Source organism: Flavobacterium psychrophilum (assembly GCA_001708385.1).
In the GTDB taxonomy this organism is placed as follows: domain Bacteria; phylum Bacteroidota; class Bacteroidia; order Flavobacteriales; family Flavobacteriaceae; genus Flavobacterium; species Flavobacterium psychrophilum_A.
The window spans coordinates 2,383,041-2,404,549 of sequence record CP012388.1; the positions used below are offsets into that span (position 1 = coordinate 2,383,041).

The 21,509-nt window shown below is 40.9% G+C and carries 13 protein-coding genes and 1 pseudogene; 12 read left to right on the forward strand and 2 right to left on the reverse strand.

The genetic code is table 11. From position 1 onward, the window contains the following. Positions 1–97 precede the first annotated feature (97 nt). From ALW18_10400 to ALW18_10430, 7 genes and pseudogenes are all read left to right on the forward strand, one after another. Complete coding sequence (locus ALW18_10400) at positions 98–1,312, forward strand: cysteine sulfinate desulfinase (GenBank protein ID AOE54382.1); 1,215 nt, start codon at positions 98–100, stop codon at positions 1,310–1,312. A 129-nt stretch (positions 1,313–1,441) separates the two neighbouring features. Next, positions 1,442–1,789: pseudogene (locus ALW18_10405) on the forward strand (hypothetical protein). A gap of 6 nt (positions 1,790–1,795) precedes the next feature. Then, positions 1,796–2,215 (forward strand): Fe-S metabolism protein SufE, encoded by a 420-nt coding sequence (locus tag ALW18_10410; GenBank protein AOE52885.1) that lies wholly within the window; start codon positions 1,796–1,798, stop codon positions 2,213–2,215. Positions 2,216–2,225: 10 nt separating this feature from the next. After that, positions 2,226–2,549 (forward strand): FeS assembly SUF system protein, encoded by a 324-nt coding sequence (locus ALW18_10415; GenBank protein ID AOE52886.1) that lies wholly within the window; start codon positions 2,226–2,228, stop codon positions 2,547–2,549. A gap of 126 nt (positions 2,550–2,675) precedes the next feature. Next, positions 2,676–3,185, forward strand: a complete 510-nt coding sequence (locus tag ALW18_10420) for a hypothetical protein (protein ID AOE54383.1) — start codon at positions 2,676–2,678, stop codon at positions 3,183–3,185. Positions 3,186–3,252: 67 nt separating this feature from the next. Then, positions 3,253–4,131 (forward strand): hypothetical protein, encoded by an 879-nt coding sequence (locus ALW18_10425; protein ID AOE52887.1) that lies wholly within the window; start codon positions 3,253–3,255, stop codon positions 4,129–4,131. A 134-nt stretch (positions 4,132–4,265) separates the two neighbouring features. Continuing rightward, entirely contained in the window at positions 4,266–6,002 is a 1,737-nt protein-coding gene (locus ALW18_10430; protein ID AOE52888.1) for a pyruvate dehydrogenase, read from the forward strand. Positions 6,003–6,043: 41 nt separating this feature from the next. On the opposite strand, the gene ALW18_10435 is transcribed toward ALW18_10430, so the two are convergent. Further along, positions 6,044–7,279 (reverse strand): GTPase HflX, encoded by a 1,236-nt coding sequence (locus ALW18_10435; GenBank protein ID AOE52889.1) that lies wholly within the window; start codon positions 7,277–7,279, stop codon positions 6,044–6,046. Between the two features lie 162 nt (positions 7,280–7,441). On the opposite strand from ALW18_10435, the gene ALW18_10440 reads away from it, so the two are divergent. The 5 genes from ALW18_10440 to ALW18_10460 all read left to right on the forward strand — a co-directional run bounded on the left by ALW18_10440 (position 7,442) and on the right by ALW18_10460 (position 20,827). Then, on the forward strand, positions 7,442–15,844 hold the full coding sequence (locus ALW18_10440) for a hypothetical protein (GenBank protein AOE52890.1): 8,403 nt from the start codon (positions 7,442–7,444) through the stop codon (positions 15,842–15,844). Between the two features lie 101 nt (positions 15,845–15,945). Further along, on the forward strand, positions 15,946–16,881 hold the full coding sequence (locus ALW18_10445) for a hypothetical protein (GenBank protein AOE52891.1): 936 nt from the start codon (positions 15,946–15,948) through the stop codon (positions 16,879–16,881). A gap of 21 nt (positions 16,882–16,902) precedes the next feature. Then, positions 16,903–18,768, forward strand: coding sequence for a cell envelope biogenesis protein OmpA (locus ALW18_10450; GenBank protein ID AOE52892.1), 1,866 nt, complete (start codon positions 16,903–16,905; stop codon positions 18,766–18,768). 151 nt (positions 18,769–18,919) lie between these two features. After that, complete coding sequence (locus ALW18_10455) at positions 18,920–19,513, forward strand: TetR family transcriptional regulator (GenBank protein AOE52893.1); 594 nt, start codon at positions 18,920–18,922, stop codon at positions 19,511–19,513. A gap of 39 nt (positions 19,514–19,552) precedes the next feature. After that, positions 19,553–20,827 (forward strand): MFS transporter, encoded by a 1,275-nt coding sequence (locus ALW18_10460; GenBank protein ID AOE52894.1) that lies wholly within the window; start codon positions 19,553–19,555, stop codon positions 20,825–20,827. A gap of 103 nt (positions 20,828–20,930) precedes the next feature. On the opposite strand, the gene ALW18_10465 is transcribed toward ALW18_10460, so the two are convergent. Further along, positions 20,931–21,506, reverse strand: a complete 576-nt coding sequence (locus tag ALW18_10465) for a hypothetical protein (protein AOE52895.1) — start codon at positions 21,504–21,506, stop codon at positions 20,931–20,933. Between the last annotated feature and the right edge of the window lie 3 nt (positions 21,507–21,509).

Consider the following 21,509-nt stretch of genomic DNA (forward strand, 5'->3'; position numbering starts at 1 on the left):
AATGTTACGGCAAAAAACCGTTATTAAAAAAACATGCCGTAAATTTGCATGTAAAATGTTTGCTATGCATACATCTATAAATTCAGAAAGGACCATAATGTTAGATATACAAAAAGTCAGGAACGACTTCCCCATACTAAACCAAACCGTAAATGGCAAACCGCTTGTTTATTTTGACAACGCTGCTACGTCTCAAAAACCTCAGGTAGTTATAGATGCTATAAGTAATTATTACAGCACTATAAATGCTAATATTCACCGCGGAGTTCATACACTTAGCCAGTTGGCTACCGATGCGTATGAAGCTTCAAGGCAAACGGTTCAAAAGCATATTAATGCCAAACATGCGTACGAAGTGCTTTTTACAGCAGGAACTACACATGGCATTAATTTAGTAGCCAATGGTTTTGCTGCCCTGGTAAAAGAAGGCGATGAGATTATGATCTCTGCAATGGAACACCACAGTAATATTGTGCCATGGCAAATGCTTTGCGAACGCACAGGTGCAAAACTTACTGTGATACCCATGAACCAAAAAGGTGAACTTATCATTGAAGAGTTTGACAGGCTGTTGTCTGAAAGAACAAAACTGGTTTCGGTAAATCATATTTCAAACTCACTAGGTACCATCAACCCTATTGAATATATTATAGAAAAAGCACATGCCGTCGGAGCTGCCGTATTTATAGACGGGGCACAGGCAGCACCACATTTAAAAATAGACGTTCAGGCACTGGATTGCGATTTTTATGCTTTTTCAGGCCATAAAATTTGCGGAGCTACAGGATCAGGTGCTTTATACGGTAAGGAAGAATGGCTTAACAAGCTGCCACCGTACCAGGGCGGAGGAGAAATGATTAAAGAGGTGTCTTTTGAGAAGACCACTTATGCTGACCTTCCGCATAAATTTGAAGCCGGTACTCCAAACATAGAAGGTGGTATAGTACTTGGCACAGCAATTGATTATCTTAACGCAATAGGACTGGATAACATAGCAGCCTACGAAAATGAACTGCTGCAATACGGTACAGAAAAACTTCTTGAAATAGAAGGATTAAACATTGTAGGTACAGCAGCGCACAAAACATCGGTAATATCGTTTAACATAGCAAACATACATCCGTATGATATTGGTGCTATTGTAGATAAAATGGGTATCGCGGTGCGAACAGGGCACCATTGCTGCCAGCCGGTAATGACCTTTTTCGATATTCCGGGTACAGTAAGAGCATCCTTCTCTTTTTACAACACTAAAGAAGAGATAGATGCATTAGTACAGGCTTTGCTTAAGGCACAGCGCATGCTGGGATAAAAACATAACCAAACAATCATAACCATGAAAAAAATTGCATTAGTAATAATGACCATCGCTTTGGCAGTAGGATGTTCGTCAACAAAAAAGGCTACAGCAAAGGCTGATACGGCAAATTCGCTTTCGTTTGAATATACAGCTTCTACAAGAGGTTTATATAACAAAGTAGTTGTAACACAGGATAGTGTTGTTACTATTAAAGACCACGAAATGAAAAACGTGTCTACAAAATCGTTAAAAAAGGCAGATTGGGATAAACTGGTTGCGGATACAGAGAAAATAGATCTTACTACACTGCAGAGTATCAAGGCTCCGTCAACAAAACATCAGTTTGATGGTGCTCTTGGAGCCAACCTGAAAGTAATTAAAGATGGTAAAGAATACAACAGCGCTACTTTTGACCACGGTACTCCTCCGGCCGAAATTGCAGGCATAGTAACCAGGATCTTAACAGTGTCTGATTTACAGAAGAAGTAATATATAATGAGCATAAAAGAAATACAGGACGAAATTATTGATGAGTTTTCTATGTTTGATGACTGGGAAGAACGTTACCAATATGTTATAGACCTTGGTAACTCGCTTCCGTTAGTTGATGAACAATACAAAACCGAAGAGAATATTATTAAAGGATGCCAAAGCAAAGTATGGCTGCACGGCGAACAGAACGATGGAAAAGTTGTTTTTACTGCCGATAGCGATGCTATACTTACCAAAGGTATCATAGCAATACTTATCCGTGTTTTCTCTAACCAGAAACCAACTGATATTCTTGATGCAGATACTGCATTTATAGATGAGATAGGCCTAAAAGAACATCTTTCGCCTACACGTGCCAACGGATTGGTATCAATGATCAAACAAATTAAAATGTACGCGTTGGCTTTCAGCGCAAAAAGCTAAGACTACTGTTATGGAACACGAAATAGACACTGCACAATTGGGAGAAGACATCGTTAAGGTGCTAAAAACAATATACGATCCTGAAATTCCGGTTGATATCTACGAACTTGGGCTTATTTACGATGTTATGGTAAATACAGACTATGAAGTTAAGATACTTATGACACTTACATCGCCTAACTGCCCTGTGGCGGAAAGCCTTCCGATGGAAGTAGAAGAAAAAATAAGAAAAATTGAAGGAGTTGTTGCCGCTGAGGTTGAAATTACTTTTGATCCACCATGGAGCCGCGACCTTATGAGCGAAGAAGCAAAACTGGAACTTGGAATGCTGTGATAGGGTTACAGTAACGATTTATAGTATTGTCGCTCTGTCATTCTGAGCGCAGCGCAGCGTAGTCGAAGAATCTCTATTTAATTATCTATGCTATCTACTAGGAGTAAAAACCTTAAATCAGAAACAATGGAAGAACAGGAAATTATAAACCGCGTTGCCAATAGTGTCCTTCAGGTATTTGACCTTGAAGATTATTATCCGGCAGGCGAACGTGTTGGTATAGATATATCGGGCTGGTTATGGGAAGGTTTTGTGCTTCGCGAAAAAGAATTCCGTGACACTCTAAAAAACCATGACTGGCAGCAGTATGAAGGTAAATTTACATCTTTATATTGCAGTACAGATGCTATAGTGCCTGCCTGGGCTTATATGCTTATAACTACTTACCTTCAGCCATATGCTAAGAAGGTGGTTCAGGGCAGGGCGGAAGATATAAATATCCAAATTTATCAGGAGATACTTAATAACCTTGATTACAGTGAGTACGAAGGTAAGCCTGTTATCATTAAGGGTTGTTCTAAAAAACCTGTTCCGCAGGAAGCCTATGTAATGGCTACCCAAAAGCTTATGCCTGTCGCTAAGAGCCTTATGTTTGGAGAGGCGTGTTCGTCTGTGCCTTTGTACAAAAGAAAATAGGGATTTAACAGGGCTTGCTTGGGGCTTTTTTAATTTATAGTTATATTTGTGTAAACAGCAATTAATTATGAAGAAAAAGATACTTTTACTGCTTAGCCTGGGGAGCATAGTGGTAGTAAATGCACAGGATGCCGCTCCGGTGCAGGACACTATAGGTCCGTGGACAACTAAGGGCAATGCCTCATTACTGTTTAACCAGTCAACTTTTGATAACTGGATAGCAGGGGGTGAAAACAATATATCCGGTACGCTGGGTCTTAATTATGATTTTAATTATAAAAAAGAAGACTGGTCGTGGGATAATAAAGTAATCGCTTCATACGGTATTGTAAAGACCAAAACTTCGGCATTTGCCAAAAAAACAGATGACCGTTTAGAGATTAATTCAGTGCTTGGTAAAAGGGCTACAGAAAGATGGTACTATTCGGCATTTTTAAATTTCAGGACGCAATTTACCAAAGGATATAACTATACAAGAGACGATAACGGCGCGGAACAAAGAGAAGAATTTACAAACTTTCTTTCGCCTGCCTACCTAATGGTTGGTCCGGGTATGTTGTATAAAAAGGATGATAATTTCAATTTCAACCTTTCGCCGGCAACATCTAAATTTACTTTTGTAGATGCTTCATTTACATTGCCTGACGAAGCTTATTTTGGTGTAGAAGAAGGTAAAACCATGCGTTACGAACTTGGTTTTAACGCATCGTTATACTATAAACTCGATGTTATTGCTAATGTTACTTTTGAAAACATTTTAGGCTTATATTCTAACTATCTCGAAGATCCGCAGAATGTAGATGTTAACTACCAGCTTAATATAGTAATGCGTATTAACCGTTATCTAACCACAAATTTATCTTTCCAGATGATTTATGATGATAATGCTTATCAGGGATTGCAGGTTAGGCAGGTGTTTGGTGTTGCAGCCAATTACGGATTCTAAACAACCGAAAACGATATATAGTAAAGCCCGGAAGAATTAACCCTTCCGGGCTTTGTTATTGTATTAAATAACGTTAAATTACACAGTTGTAGTCTTATAATCTGTAACTTAACGGTAATTTAAATACTACAATTATGGCAAAAAAAGTAGCCGACCAAATCGTAGAGATGCTGGTTGAAAATGGTGTAAAAAGAATATATGCAGTTACGGGCGACAGCCTAAATGAATTAAATGACGCTGTTAGGCGAAGCGGCAAAATTAAATGGATACACGTTCGCCACGAGGAGGCAGGTGCTTATGCTGCTGCTGCCGAGGCTGAACTTGATGGACTTGCCTGTTGCGCAGGCAGCTGCGGACCGGGACATGTACATTTAATAAACGGTTTATATGATGCCCACCGCACGGGCGCGCCACTTATTGCCATTGCATCTACCATAAATACTCCCGAGTTTGGTGTCGATTACTTTCAGTCTACCAACACAATACGCTTATTTGACGATTGCTCGTGTTATAACGAAGTGGCGTCTACAGCAGGACAGGTTCCGCGTATGCTTCAGTCGGCGATACAGCATGCTATACATAATAAAGGGGTTGCGGTTTTAGGACTTCCCGGAGATGTATCTGCCCTTCCGGCGGAAGAAAGCGTTACAGCTATGCACAATTACAGGAACAACCCTGTGATACGTCCCTCAGATTTTGAACTTTCACAACTTGCAGATGTGCTTAACAGTAGTGCTAAAACCACTATTTTTTGTGGTATAGGCGCGGGCAAAGCACACGATGAGGTAGTTCAGCTAGCTGCCTTGCTAAATGCGCCTGTAGGGTACTCGTTTAGAGGCAAGATGGATATTCAATATGATAATCCGTATGAGGTGGGGATGACAGGCTTATTAGGGCTGCCATCGGCTTACCACAGCATGCATGAAGCAGATGTTGTATTGCTGTTGGGTACCGATTTTCCGTACCAGGCTTTTATGCCATTAAAAAACAAGATTATCCAGATTGACGACAAACCTGAGAAACTAGGTAGACGTGCTAAGCTTGAAATGGGACTTTGCGGTAAAATTGAAGATACTATTAAGGCGTTGCTGCCTCTTTTAAATCAAAATACAGATGACAGTTTTTTAAAAGCGCAGCTAAAACTGTACGATCATGTAAAAGAGAACCAGAATATATATGTTAAAGATCAGGGTGAAACAGACAAGATATCACCCGAATTTGTGGCACATACAATTAATACCCTTGCCAATCATGATACTATTTTTACGGTAGATACCGGTATGTGTTGTGTATGGGGTGCGCGTTACCTGCATGCTACAGGGCAAAGAAAGTTGTTGGGTTCGTTTAATCATGGGTCTATGGCTAATGCCATGCCTATGGCAATTGGGGCGTCTTTAAGCTACCCTGACAGGCAGGTAATAGCACTTTGTGGCGATGGTGGCCTTTCTATGATGCTGGGCGATCTGGCAACTATAAAACAGTATAACCTGCCTATAAAACTCGTTGTGTTTAACAACAGGGCATTAGGAATGGTAAAACTGGAAATGGAAGTACAGGGATTGCCGGATAACGAGACTTATATGGTTAACCCCAATTTTGCTTTAATAGCGCAGGCTATGGGCTTTACGGGTATTACTGTTCATAATCCCGGTGCATTGCCTGAAATTTTACAAAAAGCTTTTGCAGAAGAAGGGCCTGTACTTATAAATGTAATGACCAACCCTGCATCGCTGGCCATGCCGCCTAAAATAGAATGGGATCAGGTTAAAGGTTACGCTTTAAGTATGGGTAAGCTTATATTAGGTGGACGGATGGATGAGGTTCTGGATACCGTAAAAAGTAACTATAAGCACCTTAACGATTTGATATAAAAATAAATGCCCGCAACTGCGGGCATTTATTTTTATAAAATTTATTCGTCGTCTTTTTCTTCGGCGTGATTGTCTTTGTAGTCAGGATAAAGAAATTTGTTATAAGGAAAACGTGTAATATGTATTTCCCGTACAGCCTCATAGATCTTCTCTCTAAATTCTTCGAAGTTTTCTTTGTTTGTAGCCGAAATAAATAATGCATTTTCTTCACCTACATTACTCATCCATGTAGCTTTCCATTCTTCTAAAGAATAGTGGCGTGTTGTCCTTTCTGTAATAAGATCATCGGCATCTATAGTAAGCGGTTTGTATGCATCAATTTTATTGAAAACCATAATAGTAGGTTTATCAATACTTTTTATGTCCTGCAATATTTGGTTTACCGATGCAATATGGTCTTCAAATTCAGGATGCGAAATATCTACAACATGTAATAAAAGGTCGGCTTCGCGAACTTCGTCCAGTGTACTTTTAAACGATTCGATAAGCTGGGTAGGTAGTTTTCTAATGAAACCTACGGTGTCAGATAATAAGAAAGGAAGGTTTTTAATAACCACTTTTCTAACGGTGGTATCAAGCGTTGCAAAAAGTTTGTTCTCAACAAACACCTCACTTTTACTGATAACATTCATAAGTGTAGATTTGCCAACATTGGTATATCCTACTAATGCTACCCTTACCATTGCGCCACGGTTACCGCGCTGTACAGACATTTGCCTGTCTATTGTCCTTATTTTTTCTTTAAGTAATGATATACGATCGCGAACAATACGTCTATCTGTCTCAATCTCAGTTTCACCGGGTCCGCGCATACCAATACCTCCACGCTGACGCTCAAGGTGGGTCCACATACCCGATAGTCTTGGCAATAAATATTGATATTGTGCAAGTTCTACCTGTGTACGCGCATACGACGTTTGTGCACGCTGTGCAAAGATGTCGAGAATAAGGTTTGTTCTGTCCAGTACCTTGATGTCAAAAATTCGGCCTAAGTTTTTTTGCTGAGCGGGTGTAAGCTCATCATCAAAAATTATTGTAGAGATGTCATTCTCTTTAATATATAGGTTTATTTCTTCAATTTTTCCGGTTCCCAGAAAGGTCTTAGGATTAGGACGTTCCATCTTTTGAGAGAAACGTTTTACTACCTCTCCACCTGCAGTAAAAGTTAAGAACTCAAGTTCGTCAAGATATTCATTTAGTTTTTCTTCGCTTTGGTTTTGGGTTATAACACCTGCAACTACCGTTTTTTCGAATTTAACTGTCTCTTTTTCAAGCATAAAATTGTTATAAAAATGTAAAATTACGAAAAATATGCTCAATACTGATATTTTCCCCAGCAATATGGGAATTTTCAGAAAGTGTGTTAAATTTCACTAAAATGTTATGTATATGTTATATTTTTTTAAATTTGAAGATTAAATTTAGCTAAACCATAAATTATGAAAAAAATTACTTTGATGATCTTTGTGTCATTGATGTCCTTTTTTGCGTATGCCCAGCTGCCAGAGTATCAGTTTGAAGATGCCTGGACCGGCTCTCCCGCGGCCCCGCCTAACTGGATTGTAATCAATGAACATGGACCTACTTACACCTGGGCTCGTACTGTGCCGGGTATTCCTACCCAACCACCTTATGGCGGTACGGGTTACTCTGCCTACATAAGAAGGGAAGAAGCCCCACCAACAGGTGCAATTCCTACAGACTGGCTTGTAAGCAGTGCTTTTCCTATGGTTAATAATGCCGAGCTGAGATTTCAGTCGAGGTTATTTACAGAGGGAGACCAGGGAAGTTTATTCAGAATTTATATTGTTAAGGATACCGGTAACCCGGCTGATATGACAGTTGATAAAATTCAGGATGAGGGAGTTATGATATTTGGCTCCAGCCCTTATACAGAAAGCCAGTTAATGCCCGGACAACAAACTGTCTGGAAAGAATTAACCTATGCACTTCCTGCCAATACATTATGGCCGGCAGGTACTAATGTTCGTGTTGCCTTTGTAATGGAAGGTAACTTTAAAGATCAGTGGTTTATAGATAACGTAAAAGTTTCGGCGCTATGTATTGCGCCTACAGGCGTTTCTAATACCGCTGCAACAGACACTACTGCAACTTTTACATGGACAGATGCTGCGGCGTCTAACAAATGGGAGGTAGCAATTGCTAAAGAAATTGATGCAGTTCCTACATCAGGAGATATTGTGATGGGACCGCTTCCATATACAAAAACAGGTCTTGAGCCTTGTACAGATTATAAGGTCTTTGTACGATCGGTATGTCCTGACGGCGGAACCAGCCCGTGGACTAATGTGTTGTTTTTCTCCACGCGGTGTTTAGGTGAAACCTGTGCTTTGCCTATTGTAATTCCTCCGGCAAATGCATATACTACCACAGATAATACTGCAAATTATGCAGATATGTATGAGGCTACAGGTGCAGCCGGATGTAATACTTCGGGTAATTACCTTTCGGGTAACGATGCTGTGTATTCTTATACTCCGGGTACATCGGGTAATTATAACATAGAAATTAAAAATGGTGTTACCTCTGCAGGAGTTTTTGTTTTTGCAAGTTGCGCTAATTTATCTCAGGCAACTACAGGATGTTTAAATGGAGCTGTTGTTACTTCAAGTTCGGCAGGGGGTGCTAAAATAGCCTCAATGCCATTGGATGCAGATACAACATATATTATTGTTGTTTCTTCAGGATCATCGGCATCGACTACACCATACAGACTAACTATACAACAGGTGTTTTGTACAGAGCCAACTCTAGGCGTGTTTAACACTCCTACAAGTAGCTCTGCAACCCTAACCTGGACTAAAGCTGCAACAAGCATAGATGCATGGCAGGTAGCTGTACAGCCGTTAAACTCTGGCTTACCAACAGGTAACGGGGTGCCGGTTACAGGTACACCTAGTTATAATGCAACGCAGACTGTTGGGGGACAATCACTTCAGCCTGCTACGACATATGAATTTTACGTAAGAGAAACGTGTCCGGGCGGTACTTCATACAGCCCATGGGCAGGTCCATTCTTATTTTCAACTACACAGATACCTACCGGTCTGCCATATCTTCAAAATTTTGAAAATGGCAATGCAGGTATGTCTATCAGTAATGGTTTGCAAACAAATGTTTGGAAGTTAGGTACAGATGCAACTACAGGTATAACTAGTAATTCGTTGTTTATTACAAACAACAATACAACAAATGAGTATACTACAACAGTAGCGTCAACTGTTCATGCTTACAGAGATATACAGATGCCGGGCGTTATTGGCCAGTTGAGCCTTAGCTTTGATTGGAGAGGGATTGGCGAATCGTCATTTGACCGTTTAAAGGTATGGATGGTTCCTGCGAGCTATGTCCCTGTTCCTGGTACTCAGATAACTACAAGCAACGGTATGCAGATAGGCGGCAACTTTAGTGCTAAGGCTGAATGGTCCAACTCACTTTTAGTATTTAATGCCCCCGCTGCATGGAACGGTGCTGTAATGAGACTGGTTTTTGAATGGAGAAATGATACTTTTACGGGAACTCAGCCTCCCGTGGCTATTGATAACATTAATTTATCATTAGTAACGTGTCCTCAGCCTACAGCGCTTACACTTGATTCTTTGGCAATTGGTCAGGCTGTTGTAAAATGGACAGCGCCGGCAATTGTTCCTCCGACGTATGATTTGTTTGTAACTACAGATCAGGCGCAAGTTCCTACCACAACTACTGTTCCATCATATAATGGTATTGCAGGTACTACATATACTATACCATCGCTTATACCGTCAACAGCATATTATGTTTATGTAAGAGCACATTGTAGTGATACCGATACAAGTTATTGGACAGGTCCTTTAACTTTTTATGCACCGCAGATTCCTGCGGATATGGACTATAGCCAGAATTTTGATACCGGAGCTCACGGATTTACTTTAAATAACGGTACTCAGCCTAATAAATGGTATGTTGGTACTGCTACAAGCAATAGTCCATCATCATCATTATATATTTCTGATACTAACGGAACAACAAATACCTATAATGTAGAGTTGTCTTCTGTTACACATGCGTACAGAGATATAAAAATGCCGCAAACTATCCCTTCAAATCAGGTTAGCCTTACTTTTGACTGGAAAGCCAATGGAGAGGGTACTTCAGACCGATTAAGAGTATGGCTTGTGCCTATTACTTTTACACCAACTGCCGGCACGGCGATGGGTGCTTCGAGTGGACAGTTGATAGGTTCATATAGCCAAAATGGCACTACGTGGTCTACTGTAAGTACTATTTTTAATGCTACAGATTGGCCTGATACTACAAAAAGACTTGTTTTTGAATGGATAAATGACAGTTTTGGAGGTTCTTCGCCAGCAGCAGCTATAGACAACATAAACCTTAAGGTTGTTTCTTGTCCTGCGCCAACCGGCTTAACGATTGCCTCTACGGCTCCGGGATCTGCTTCATTTACATGGACGGCTCCTGCGGGAACTGTTGTGCCTGAAGGCTACCAGTATTATTATAATACAACCGGTGTTCCTCCTACAGATGCTACCGAGCCAATAGGTTCTGTAACAGGTGTAACAACAGCAACAATATCAGGTTTTGGCGAATCGATAAATTATACGGTATGGATAAGAAGTAATTGCGGATCTGGCGGAACCAGTTTATGGGCACCTCCGGTAAGTTTCCTTTCACCACAAACTCCTGCTACTATAGATTATTCTCAGAACTTTGATACCGGCGCTCACAATTGGGCATTGAGTAATGGTACTCAGGTTAATAAATGGATAGTAGGGTCTGATACAAGCAACAGTGCTCCTAATTCGTTATACATTAGTAGTAATGGTTCTACTAATACATATAATATTAACCAGGCATCTGTAGTACACGCCTACAGAGACGTGATTATACCTGACAACTCAGACCAGCTTCTTCTTCAGTTCGACTGGAAAAGTATAGGCGAAATAAACGACTACTTTAGGGTATGGCTTGTTCCCGCAAGTTATTCACCAGTTCCCGGAACGCAAATAACGGCTACTAATAGTGGTGGTGGTATTCCTATAGATGGCGGTAATTTTACAGGTTCTACAATCTGGAAAACACGACAGTCTATTATTGGAGCCGCAAGTTTTAGCGGACAGGTGAGAAGACTCGTATTTGAGTGGAGAAATAATGGCTCTAACGGAGACCAGTCTCCAGCGGCAATAGATAATATTAAATTATCGGTAGTAAAATGTCCTCAGCCACTTGCACTTGCTTTAACAAGTAATACCACGGCAGGTACTACATTTACGTGGTCGCCACCGGCATCGGGAGCACCAGCTTCTTACGATTACTACTACACATCCAGTGCTACGCTCCCAACAGAAGACACTGTAGAGTCTGGTAATACCAGTGCAACAACTGTAACATTGAATTTACCAAATTCAACCAACTACTTTTTCTATGTTAGAAGTAATTGTGGAGGAGATGGTACAAGTATCTGGACAGGGCCTATAAACTTTAATACGCCTCAGGTTCCAGTAAACATGCCTTATGCTCAGTACTTTGAAGAGCCTACTCATGGCTTTGCGTTAAGCAGTGGTGCTCAGGTAGACAAATGGTACTATGGTACTGCTACCAGCAGTAGTGCAACTCATTCACTTTACATAAGTAATGATGGAGGTGTAACAAACAATTATACCATAACAACTGCAAACGTTTCGCACGTTTATAGAGATATAAATATTCCTGCAGGAACTACTCAGCTTGATATTGCTTTTGATTGGAGAGCGGCGGGACAAACTGCTCAGGATTATTTAAGGGCATGGTTTGTGCCGGCGACATTTGAACCTGTACCTGGAACTCAGATCGTTCCGGCTAACGGAATTCAGATTGGAACAAACTATAATCAAAAAGCAGAGTGGACACATGCAGATGCTATTATTACCCTTCCGGCTGCTTATCAGGGGCAGACAGGAAGAATAGTCTTTGAATGGAAAGCAAATAACAGTACCGGTGCGCAACCTGCCGGCGCTGTAGATAATATTGAAGTAAAAGCCTACTCATGCCCTAAGCCTACAGCATTAGTTGTAGACCAGGTTGGTGTAACCACAGCCAGGTTAAATTGGGAAGAGCAGGGTACTGCGAGCCAGTGGGAAGTTTACGCCGTTCCTGTAGGATCGCCAATACCAACAACTGCTACAGTTGGAGAAATTGCATCTTCTAAACCTTATGTGTTAGGGAATTTACAAGGAGCAACAAACTATCAGTTCTATGTAAGGGCGATATGCGGCCCCGGCGACAAAAGCCGTTGGTCTGGCCCAATTGAATTTAGAACAACTGTTTGCGAGGTAGAGGAGCAGTGTGTTGTTAACTTTATACTTACTGACGGTGGCGGAGACGGCTGGAATACCAATACAATTACTGTGAGCCAAGGTGGTTTTGTTGTAGGAGTGCTTGGTCCTCAGATTACAGGAGCAGGGCCTACTACAGTAACATTAACACTATGTAAAGGTTTACCTTATGAAGTATTCTGGGGTCCTGACGGATATGATTCTGACGAAATAGGATTGGAAATTGTTAATCCGTTTAATGGGCAAACAGTTTTCAGAAGACCTATGAATACTTTAAACTCAGATCAAAACACATTGTTATATACAGGTATTGCCTTCTGCGAGGATATTACATGTCCTCAGCCTGTAAGTCTTGCAAGTAAAAATGTTGTTAACGCGCCAAACACAACAGAATTAAGTTGGACTCCTGGTGGTGCAGAGACACAATGGGAAATTGTTGTTCAGGTTCAGGGAACTGGTTTCCCGGCAGCTCCGGGGTCTACTCCAGAGATTATTAGTGTAAGCGAGCCTAGTTATACTTACGCTAACCTTACACCGAGCACTCCTTACGAGTTTTATGTAAGAGCTATTTGTGGTACTGATGATCAGAGCTACTGGTCAGGACCTCTTAAGTTCTCGATATTTACGCCGCCTGCTTGTGCAGATGTAGTGGTGTTAGATAAGGATCTTGAAATTATTGCACCCGATACAGAATATTTAATATGCTCTGGTGAAGATGTGTGTGTAGATTTTTCTGCAAACTATTTTACAGCAGCAGCAGAAACAACATCTTATTCAGTAGAAAGCATTCCGTTTAACCCTCCATTCCCTACGCTTGGTGGTACATCATTACCTGTAGGAAGTGATGATATCTGGTCGCCGAAAATTGATTTACCGTTTGAATTTTGTTTCTATGGTAATTCTTATAACTCAGCACAGGTTGGTGCAAATGGCCTTGTAAGCTTTAACGTTGACCATTATTCAGGTGAGGGAAGTGGATACATATTCCCGGAACAGGCACCTAATACAGATTTTGTTGAGCGAGAAATTAGTAACGCTATATATGGTGTAATGCAGGATACAGATCCTTCAATATTCAACTATTTTACCGCACCAAACATCAATTATCAGGTGTTGGGTAATTACCCTTGTCGTGCACTTGTAGTTAGCTTTAATGAGCTGGCTCAGTATGGGTGTAATTCAGACGAGACTGTTGGAGCGCAAAGTTCTCAGATCATAATATATGAAGTTACTAATATAATTGAAGTATATGTAAAAAGAAGGGTTCCTTGTAACGCACACCAAGCAGGTAGAGGAATTATTGGTATTCAGAATGCAACAGGAACTGCTGCAGTTATTCCTCCGGGAAGAAATACAGGAAACTGGTCTGTACTTACACCGGAAGCATGGAGGTTTACACCAAACGGAACTCCAACGGTTAACTTTGAGTGGTTAAAGAACGGAGAATCGTATAGTACAGATAAAGATATTAATGTATGTGGCGAAACAGGAACAACTGTTATGACTGCCCGTGCAACATATTCTTTATGTAACGGTGAAACTATTGTTAGGGAAAGTGAGTTTTCTTTAACTGTAACAGAACAAATAGTTCCTGATACAGATCCGGTAGACATTACTAAATGTGGTAATGGTGGTGAAGTTACAGTTGAACTTACAGATGCTGTTGCCGATTTATTTGCTAATCCGGCAGGATATGATGTAACATTCTTTGCTACAGAGCAAAATGCAATAGATAATGTAGATAACATACCAAGCACTTTTGTTACAGATGTAACTACTACCATTTGGGTAAGAGTTAGCAGAGGTACAGAGCCGTGTTTTATTACAAGATCATTCCAGGTAATTGTATCTAATCAGGGTCCTGTATTTACAATAACACCGGACGTATCTATTTGCGAGGGCAGTACAACTATAATCTCTGTAACGCCGGGCGACTTTAATGAAACCGAGGCAACGTACGAGTGGACACTGGATGGTGTTTTACTACCAGACGTAACAAGGTCTATTACTGTTTCGGCAGCCGGAGAATACAAAGTGGTCGTAACTAAAAATGAGTGCGAAAGTACAGCTACAACAACTGTAACTGTAGTACCGCTACCGGTTGCAGATACCCAGCCAGATGTAACAGAATGCGAAAGCTATCTACTACCTGTGCCGAGCGCCAACAACAGTTATTATACTGCTCCTGGCGGGACTACAGGTTCTGGAACTCTAATAGATCCTACGCAGCCTATTACTGCTACGCAGTCAATTTATGTGTATGCCGTATCGACGGATCTGGCTACGTGTACAAGTGAAAGCTCGTTCATAGTAACTATAGAGCAGAAACCGGTTATTAATACAAGTACAGAAGATGTGCTTGCATGTGGAACGTATACGCTTCCTGCACCGGCAGCAAATGAGGTGTATTACACTGCTACAGGTGGCCCTAACGGATTTGGTACTATTATAGACATTACTACCCCAATGCCGATTGGTACCTATGAGATTTTTGTATACGAAGAGTCTGTCAGCTGTTCTGCTGAAGATAGCTTTATTGTAAAAGTATCTCAGATACCTACGGCAGATGCTCCGGCAGATGAGGTTCGTTGTGATGCATATGTGCTTCCGGCACTAAGCTTCCAGAATGAATATCGCACTCAGCCGGGCGGACAGGGAGATGTCATAGCAGCAGGTACTTCTATTACTTCTACACAAACCATTTATGTATACGCCTTTATTGAAGGAAATACAAATTGTTTTGCTGAAAGCGAATTTACAGTAACTATTACTCCAACACCGGCATTCAATCTTGGTGGACCGTACAATGTTTGTCAGCCATCAAATGCTGTAATAAACGTTAATAACGCAAACTTTACAGATGCAGACGTTACTTATGAATGGACTCTAAACGGTAATCCTATTGCAAATAACACAGGTAGTCTTATCGCTACTGAGTTTGGTACATATTCATTAACTGTAACCAGAGGAGATTGTGTTCATACAGAAAGTGTTGAGGTAGTATTAAACAACACTTCTTTTGACCTTGGCTTTACTGATGGATGCGACGGAAACACTTATTCTGTTGAAGTAGTTGATGTTAACGGTTCATTTAACATCGATACTGCTACATATTCATGGTCAGGTCCCGGAGGGTTTACGGCTACAGATCGCGAAATATTCCCGAAAGTGATTGGAGATTACACTGTAGTTGTTACAAGTGCAGATGGATGTGTTTCTGAAGATGTATTCCCTGTAATAAGTACAACCTGCGATATACCACGTGGTATATCTCCTAACAACGATGGATTGAATGACAATTTTGACCTGAGCGGACTTGGTGTTAAAAAGCTTGTTATTTTCAACCGTTACGGACAGGAAGTGTATTCAAGGAATAACTATAAAGATGAATGGCATGGACAGGGACGTGGTTCGGAAGAACTGCCAACAGGTACATACTTCTATATGGTAGAACGTACAAACGGTGAGTCTAAAACCGGATGGGTTTATATCAATAGAGAAGAATAACAACATTTTATAAAAAAAAGTATGGACAAACCCTCGCTACATAGTGAGGGTTTGTCTTTTTTTTATATTTTTACCCAAAACCATAGCATAACACACATTACATGAAGAAACTTTACCTTGCAGCACTATTGGCGCTGGGCGGCCTTGCGGATGCTACTGCACAGCAGGATCCTCATTACACACAGTACATGTATAACATGAACGTGATTAACCCGGCATACGCCGGTAGTAAGGAAAACCTATCTTTCGGGTTATTATACCGTAAGCAGTGGGTTGACATTGAAGATTCACCCACTACGATGACCTTTTCAGGGAGCAGCCCTGTAGGCAAGAACGTAGGTTTGGGGTTATCAGTTATCAATGACAAGATTGGCCCTGTAGAAGAGACCAATGCATACGCAGATTTCTCTTATACGCTAAACTTAGGTGGCGAGCACCGTTTGGCATTAGGATTAAAAGCGGGAGCTACTTTCCACAAAGTAGGACTATTTACAGACATTGGACGTGACAACGTACCACAACCGGGCGACCCTGCCTTTAGCGAAGACATCAGCAGGACGTATTTTAACGTAGGTGCAGGTTTCTTTTACTACACACAGAAGTATTATTTAGCGTTCTCGGTACCAAACATGCTTAAGAGCAAGCACCTTGATTACAGGGATGTTAATGGTACAAGACAATTCGGATCAGAGACATCACATTACTTCTTAACGGGAGGTTATGTATTCCAGTTGGGCGATAACCTAAAGATGAAGCCATCATTCATGTTAAAATCATCATTTGATGTATCACCATCAGTAGACGGATCTTTAAACTTCTTATTCTTTGAGCGTTTTGAGATAGGGGCAACTTACAGGCTTGATGATAGTTTTGGAGGAATGGTAAACTTTGCCATTACACCAAACCTAAGGATAGGTTATGCGTATGACCACATCGTGTCAGACCTTAATGTAACTACGCCTGCATCACACGAGGTAATATTACTGTTTGACCTGAACTTCCCTAAAAAAGTATCACGTTCACCACGTTATTTCTAAACCTAAAAGCGACTTAAGAAAATGAAGAATCTATACATTACACTTGGTTTTATGCTCGCCACTATGGCTGTAACAGGGCAGACAAAAGAAACCGAAAGAGCCGATAAATTATACGCACGCCTTGATTATATGGATGCTGCCAAAGAATACCAGAAACTGGATGGCAGCCCATATGTTTACAAGCAGATAGCTGACAGCTATTATAACATATTCAACTCAAAAGAGGCAGTGCAGTGGTATGCTAAGGCAACCGAGACACAACAGGACTCAGAGACATACTACCGCTACGCACAAATGCTAAAGGCAGAAGGCAAGTATGAGGAGGCCAACGTTCAGATGAAGAAATTTGCATTGTTAGCACCATCAGACCAAAGGGCAGTATTGTTCAACCAGGACCCTAACTACCTTCCAAAACTAAAGAACCAAACAAAACTGTTTGATGAGAAAGTATTGGACATCAATGATGACAAATACGGATCATTCGGTGGTGTGCTTGCAAATGATAACAGCTTCTATTTCTCATCAACCCGTAACACGGCAAGAAAGAAATACGGAACTAACGAAGAGCCATTCCTTGACATCTATACCTCAACTTACAATGCAAACGGCACCTTCAGTGAGCCGGTACCGGTATCAGAGGTAAATACCAAATGGCATGATGGCCCTGTGGCAATCAGCGCCGATGGCAAGACAATGTACTTTAACAGCGAGAGCTTTAACGAGAAGAAGCAGTTTGAGAGAGATAAGGAAATGAACCTTAAATTAGGGCAGGTGTTCCTTTACAAAGCCGTAAAAGAAGGCGACAAATGGGGCGAGGCACAATTGCTACCCTTTAACAGCAAAGAATGGTCAACACAAAACCCATCGATCAGCAAAGACGGTAAAACACTTTACTTCTCCTCTGACAGGACAGGTACAATGGGTGGCCAGGATATCTGGAAGGTAGAGGTAAAAGCAGACAACACCTATGGTGAGCCTGTAAACCTTGGTCCAAAAGTAAACACAGAAGGTAAAGAAAGCTTCCCATTCATTACAGATGATAACAAGCTATACTTCTCATCAGACAGGCCAAAAGGCTTTGGAGGGTTAGATGTATTTGTAATCGACCTTAACAAAGGTACAGAAGCTACAAACGTAGGGGCACCGGTAAACACACCGAAAGACGACTTCGCCTTTAGCTTCAACACGACAAAAAACATCGGTTTCTTCTCAAGTAACCGTACAGGTGTAGACAAGCTTTACCTTGCAACACCGGTATGTGGTGTAGAGGCACTTGTACTTGTAAGGGACAAGAAAACAGGAAAAGTACTTGGCAATGCTAAAGTTGCAATACTTGATGAGAGAAACAACGTAATTGAGACAAGGACAGCAGGTGCAGACGGTAAGGTAGATTACAGCATTGACTGTAACAGGGCTTACACAGTTCAGGCATCCATGGAAGGCTATGCTAATGGCAGCTTCCCTGTAGCTAAGACAAACGGCGGTGTTGTAAACGTAGTAGCAGACCTTGACCCAATTGAAACCATTGTAACACCAACAGACGTTGTACTTAACGATATCTACTTTGAGTTCGATAAGAGCAATGTAACGAGGGAAGGCGCATTTGAACTTGACAAGTTAGTTGAGGCAATGAAAGCTAACCCAACAATGGTTATCATGGCTAAATCGCACACTGATAGCAGAGGTTCAGACAAGTACAACATGAACTTATCAAACCGCAGGGCAAAATCTACAGTTCAGTATGTAATCTCAAAAGGTATTGCTAAGAGCCGTATTTCAGGCCAGGGTTATGGCGAGAGCCAGCCTAAGGTAAACTGTGGTGGTGACTGTACAGAAGAGCAGCATGCACAAAACAGGAGAAGTGAGTTTATCATCGTTAAGAAATAATCAAGACGGGATACGATAAACACCCTTTATCCACCTATATAGAAACTCCCGCCATTGGCGGGAGTTTTTTGTTTTTAGCGCATCAAAATATTTCATTAATAAATGAACGATCATTCATTTATTGAGTTATCTTTGTCGAAAAAATTTTGGAATGCGCACACGGGATGCCGATAAAGAAAAGCTTGTTATAGCAAAAGCCATTGAACAGATTGTGCATGACGGGCTTCAGGGCTTTAGTATGAACAAGCTTGCTAAAGCCTGCAATATATCTGTAGCTACATTGTATATCTATTACAAAGATAAGGATGATCTTATTATTCAGATAGGCAGTAAAATAGGCGAGCAGTTTTTTACAACGGCTATAAAAGATTTCTCTTCGGATATGACTTTTAAAGAAGGGCTTTGGAAACAATGGCAAAACCGTGCGATGTTTGCTATTGAAAACCCGGTAGAGGTAAAATGTTTTGAAGCTATGAAACACACGCCCTATGCCGAAGCGATAATGAAATCGGGCTTGCTGAGTCAGTTTAAAGAATTACTGGACGGCTTTACTAAAAATGCAATTCGCAATAAGCAACTGGTAGAACTGCCGCTCGATGTTTTTTGGAGCATAGCTTACGGACCGTTATATACACTACTTAATTTTCACCGTGAAGGCAAATCGTTAGGGGGAAAGCCATTTACACTTTCAGAAGAAAAAATGGAACAGGCTTTTAACCAGGTAATAAAAGCACTTACACCATAATCAATTATAATCATCAAAGTTCAATCATCAATCAAAAAAATGAAAAAGGAGAAAATTAAAGCCCCCGCTTTTACCGGATATCAGAAATTTATAATTGCGTTGCTGGCACTTTTGCAGTTTACTATAATACTCGATTTTATCATAATTTCACCACTGGGCGATATCCTTATGAAAAGCCTGGAGATGACACCTGCAAAATTTGGTATTGCTGTATCGGCATATGCCTTTAGTGCAGGAGCATCGGGGTTACTGGCGGCAGGATTTGCCGATAAGTTTGACCGTAAAAAGTTATTGGTGTTTTTTTATACAGGGTTTATAATCGGAACGATATTCTGTGCAATGGCAACCAATTACTGGACGCTGCTTTCGGCGCGTATATTTACAGGATTATTTGGAGGTGTAATTGGGTCGGTATCGCTGGCTATCGTAACCGATCTGTTTGAACTAAACCAAAGAGGCCGTGTTATGGGCTTTATACAGATGGCGTTTGCTACCAGCCAGATATTGGGTATTCCAATCGGGTTGTATTGCGCTAACCATTGGGGATGGCATTCGGCCTTTTTAATGATAGCAGCTATTGGTGTCTTAATACTGCTGGGTGTAATTATTAAGCTTCAGCCGGTAAACAAACATTTAGCGTTGCAGGCCGACAAAAATGCATTTCTTCACCTTTGGCATACTTTAAACAATAAAAAATATCAAATTGGTTTTACGGCGATTGCTTTTCTTTCGGTTGGCGGGTTCATGCTTCAGCCTTTCGGGAGTGCCTTCTTAATCAATAATATCGGAATCCCACAGGCAGATCTTCCAACTGTGTATTTCTTCACAGGATTATCTGTATTATTCATTATGCCATTGGTTGGCAAGCTGAGTGACAAGGTTAGCAAAGTAAGATTATTTACTGCTGGTTCGTTTATATCTATTATAACAATACTAGTATATACCAACTTAAGCCATGTGCCGCTTTGGGAAGTAATACTTATCAATATGGTTATGTTTATGGGGGTAATGAGCCGAATGATTCCCGCAACCACACTTAACACTGCAATACCCGAAATGAAAGACCGTGGTGCTTACATGGCAATAACCTCATCGTTACAGCAAATTGCGGGCGGCATTGCAGCGGTATGTGCAGGTTACATTGTAGTACAGGAAACCAAGACGAGTCCTCTACAGCATTACGACACGCTCGGCTATGTAATAGCAGGCGTTACGTTAATATCAGTTTACCTTATTTCCAGAGTAGGTAAGATGGTTAACGATAAAAGTACTCCTGTAGACACACAGGCTGCGACTGAAGCGTTTAGTCAATAATTGTAAACAATGACATGATGATCTTAAAACAGAGCCGCTAAGGGCTTTATAGTGCTTATAAATTGAAAAACCCGGAAGTTATCGGCCTCCGGGTTTTTCAATTTTAATATACCTTCACATTATCTAAATAATAACCTGCTTCTTTGGTAGCGTGTGTGGCCTTAAAACCAATGTAGACTTTACCCTGATATCCGTCGAGTCTTATTTCTCCCGATGAAATAAACTTATACCATTCGGTATATATTGTTGGTGTTTTTGCCTGAAGCGGAATCCATTGCGCTGCAGTAATATCCGATCCGTTATAATTTATAGAAATAAATACTTCCAGTTTACTACCTTCCTGAGGCATGTGATGCTGCGCCAACTGAAAATGTAATGTGCGTGTACTATCTCCTAAATCTATCTGGGGAGTAATCAGCCATGCGGCAGATGGAGAATCTGTATCATTCAGGAATTCGGTGTAGCCATTCCCGTCATATTTTTGTTCAGTCCATAACATTGTTCCGGTCTCAGCACTATTTGTAAAGCCTTCTGTATTTAAAATGGTATTGTTCTCGGCAGTTTCAAAATCTTCAAGATACAACAACGATGTGTAAGGAGGCAGCGACGTATCATCATCACAGCTTATGGGAATGATTATTACTATCAGAAGGGAAATTATAAATAGAAGTTGTTTCATAAC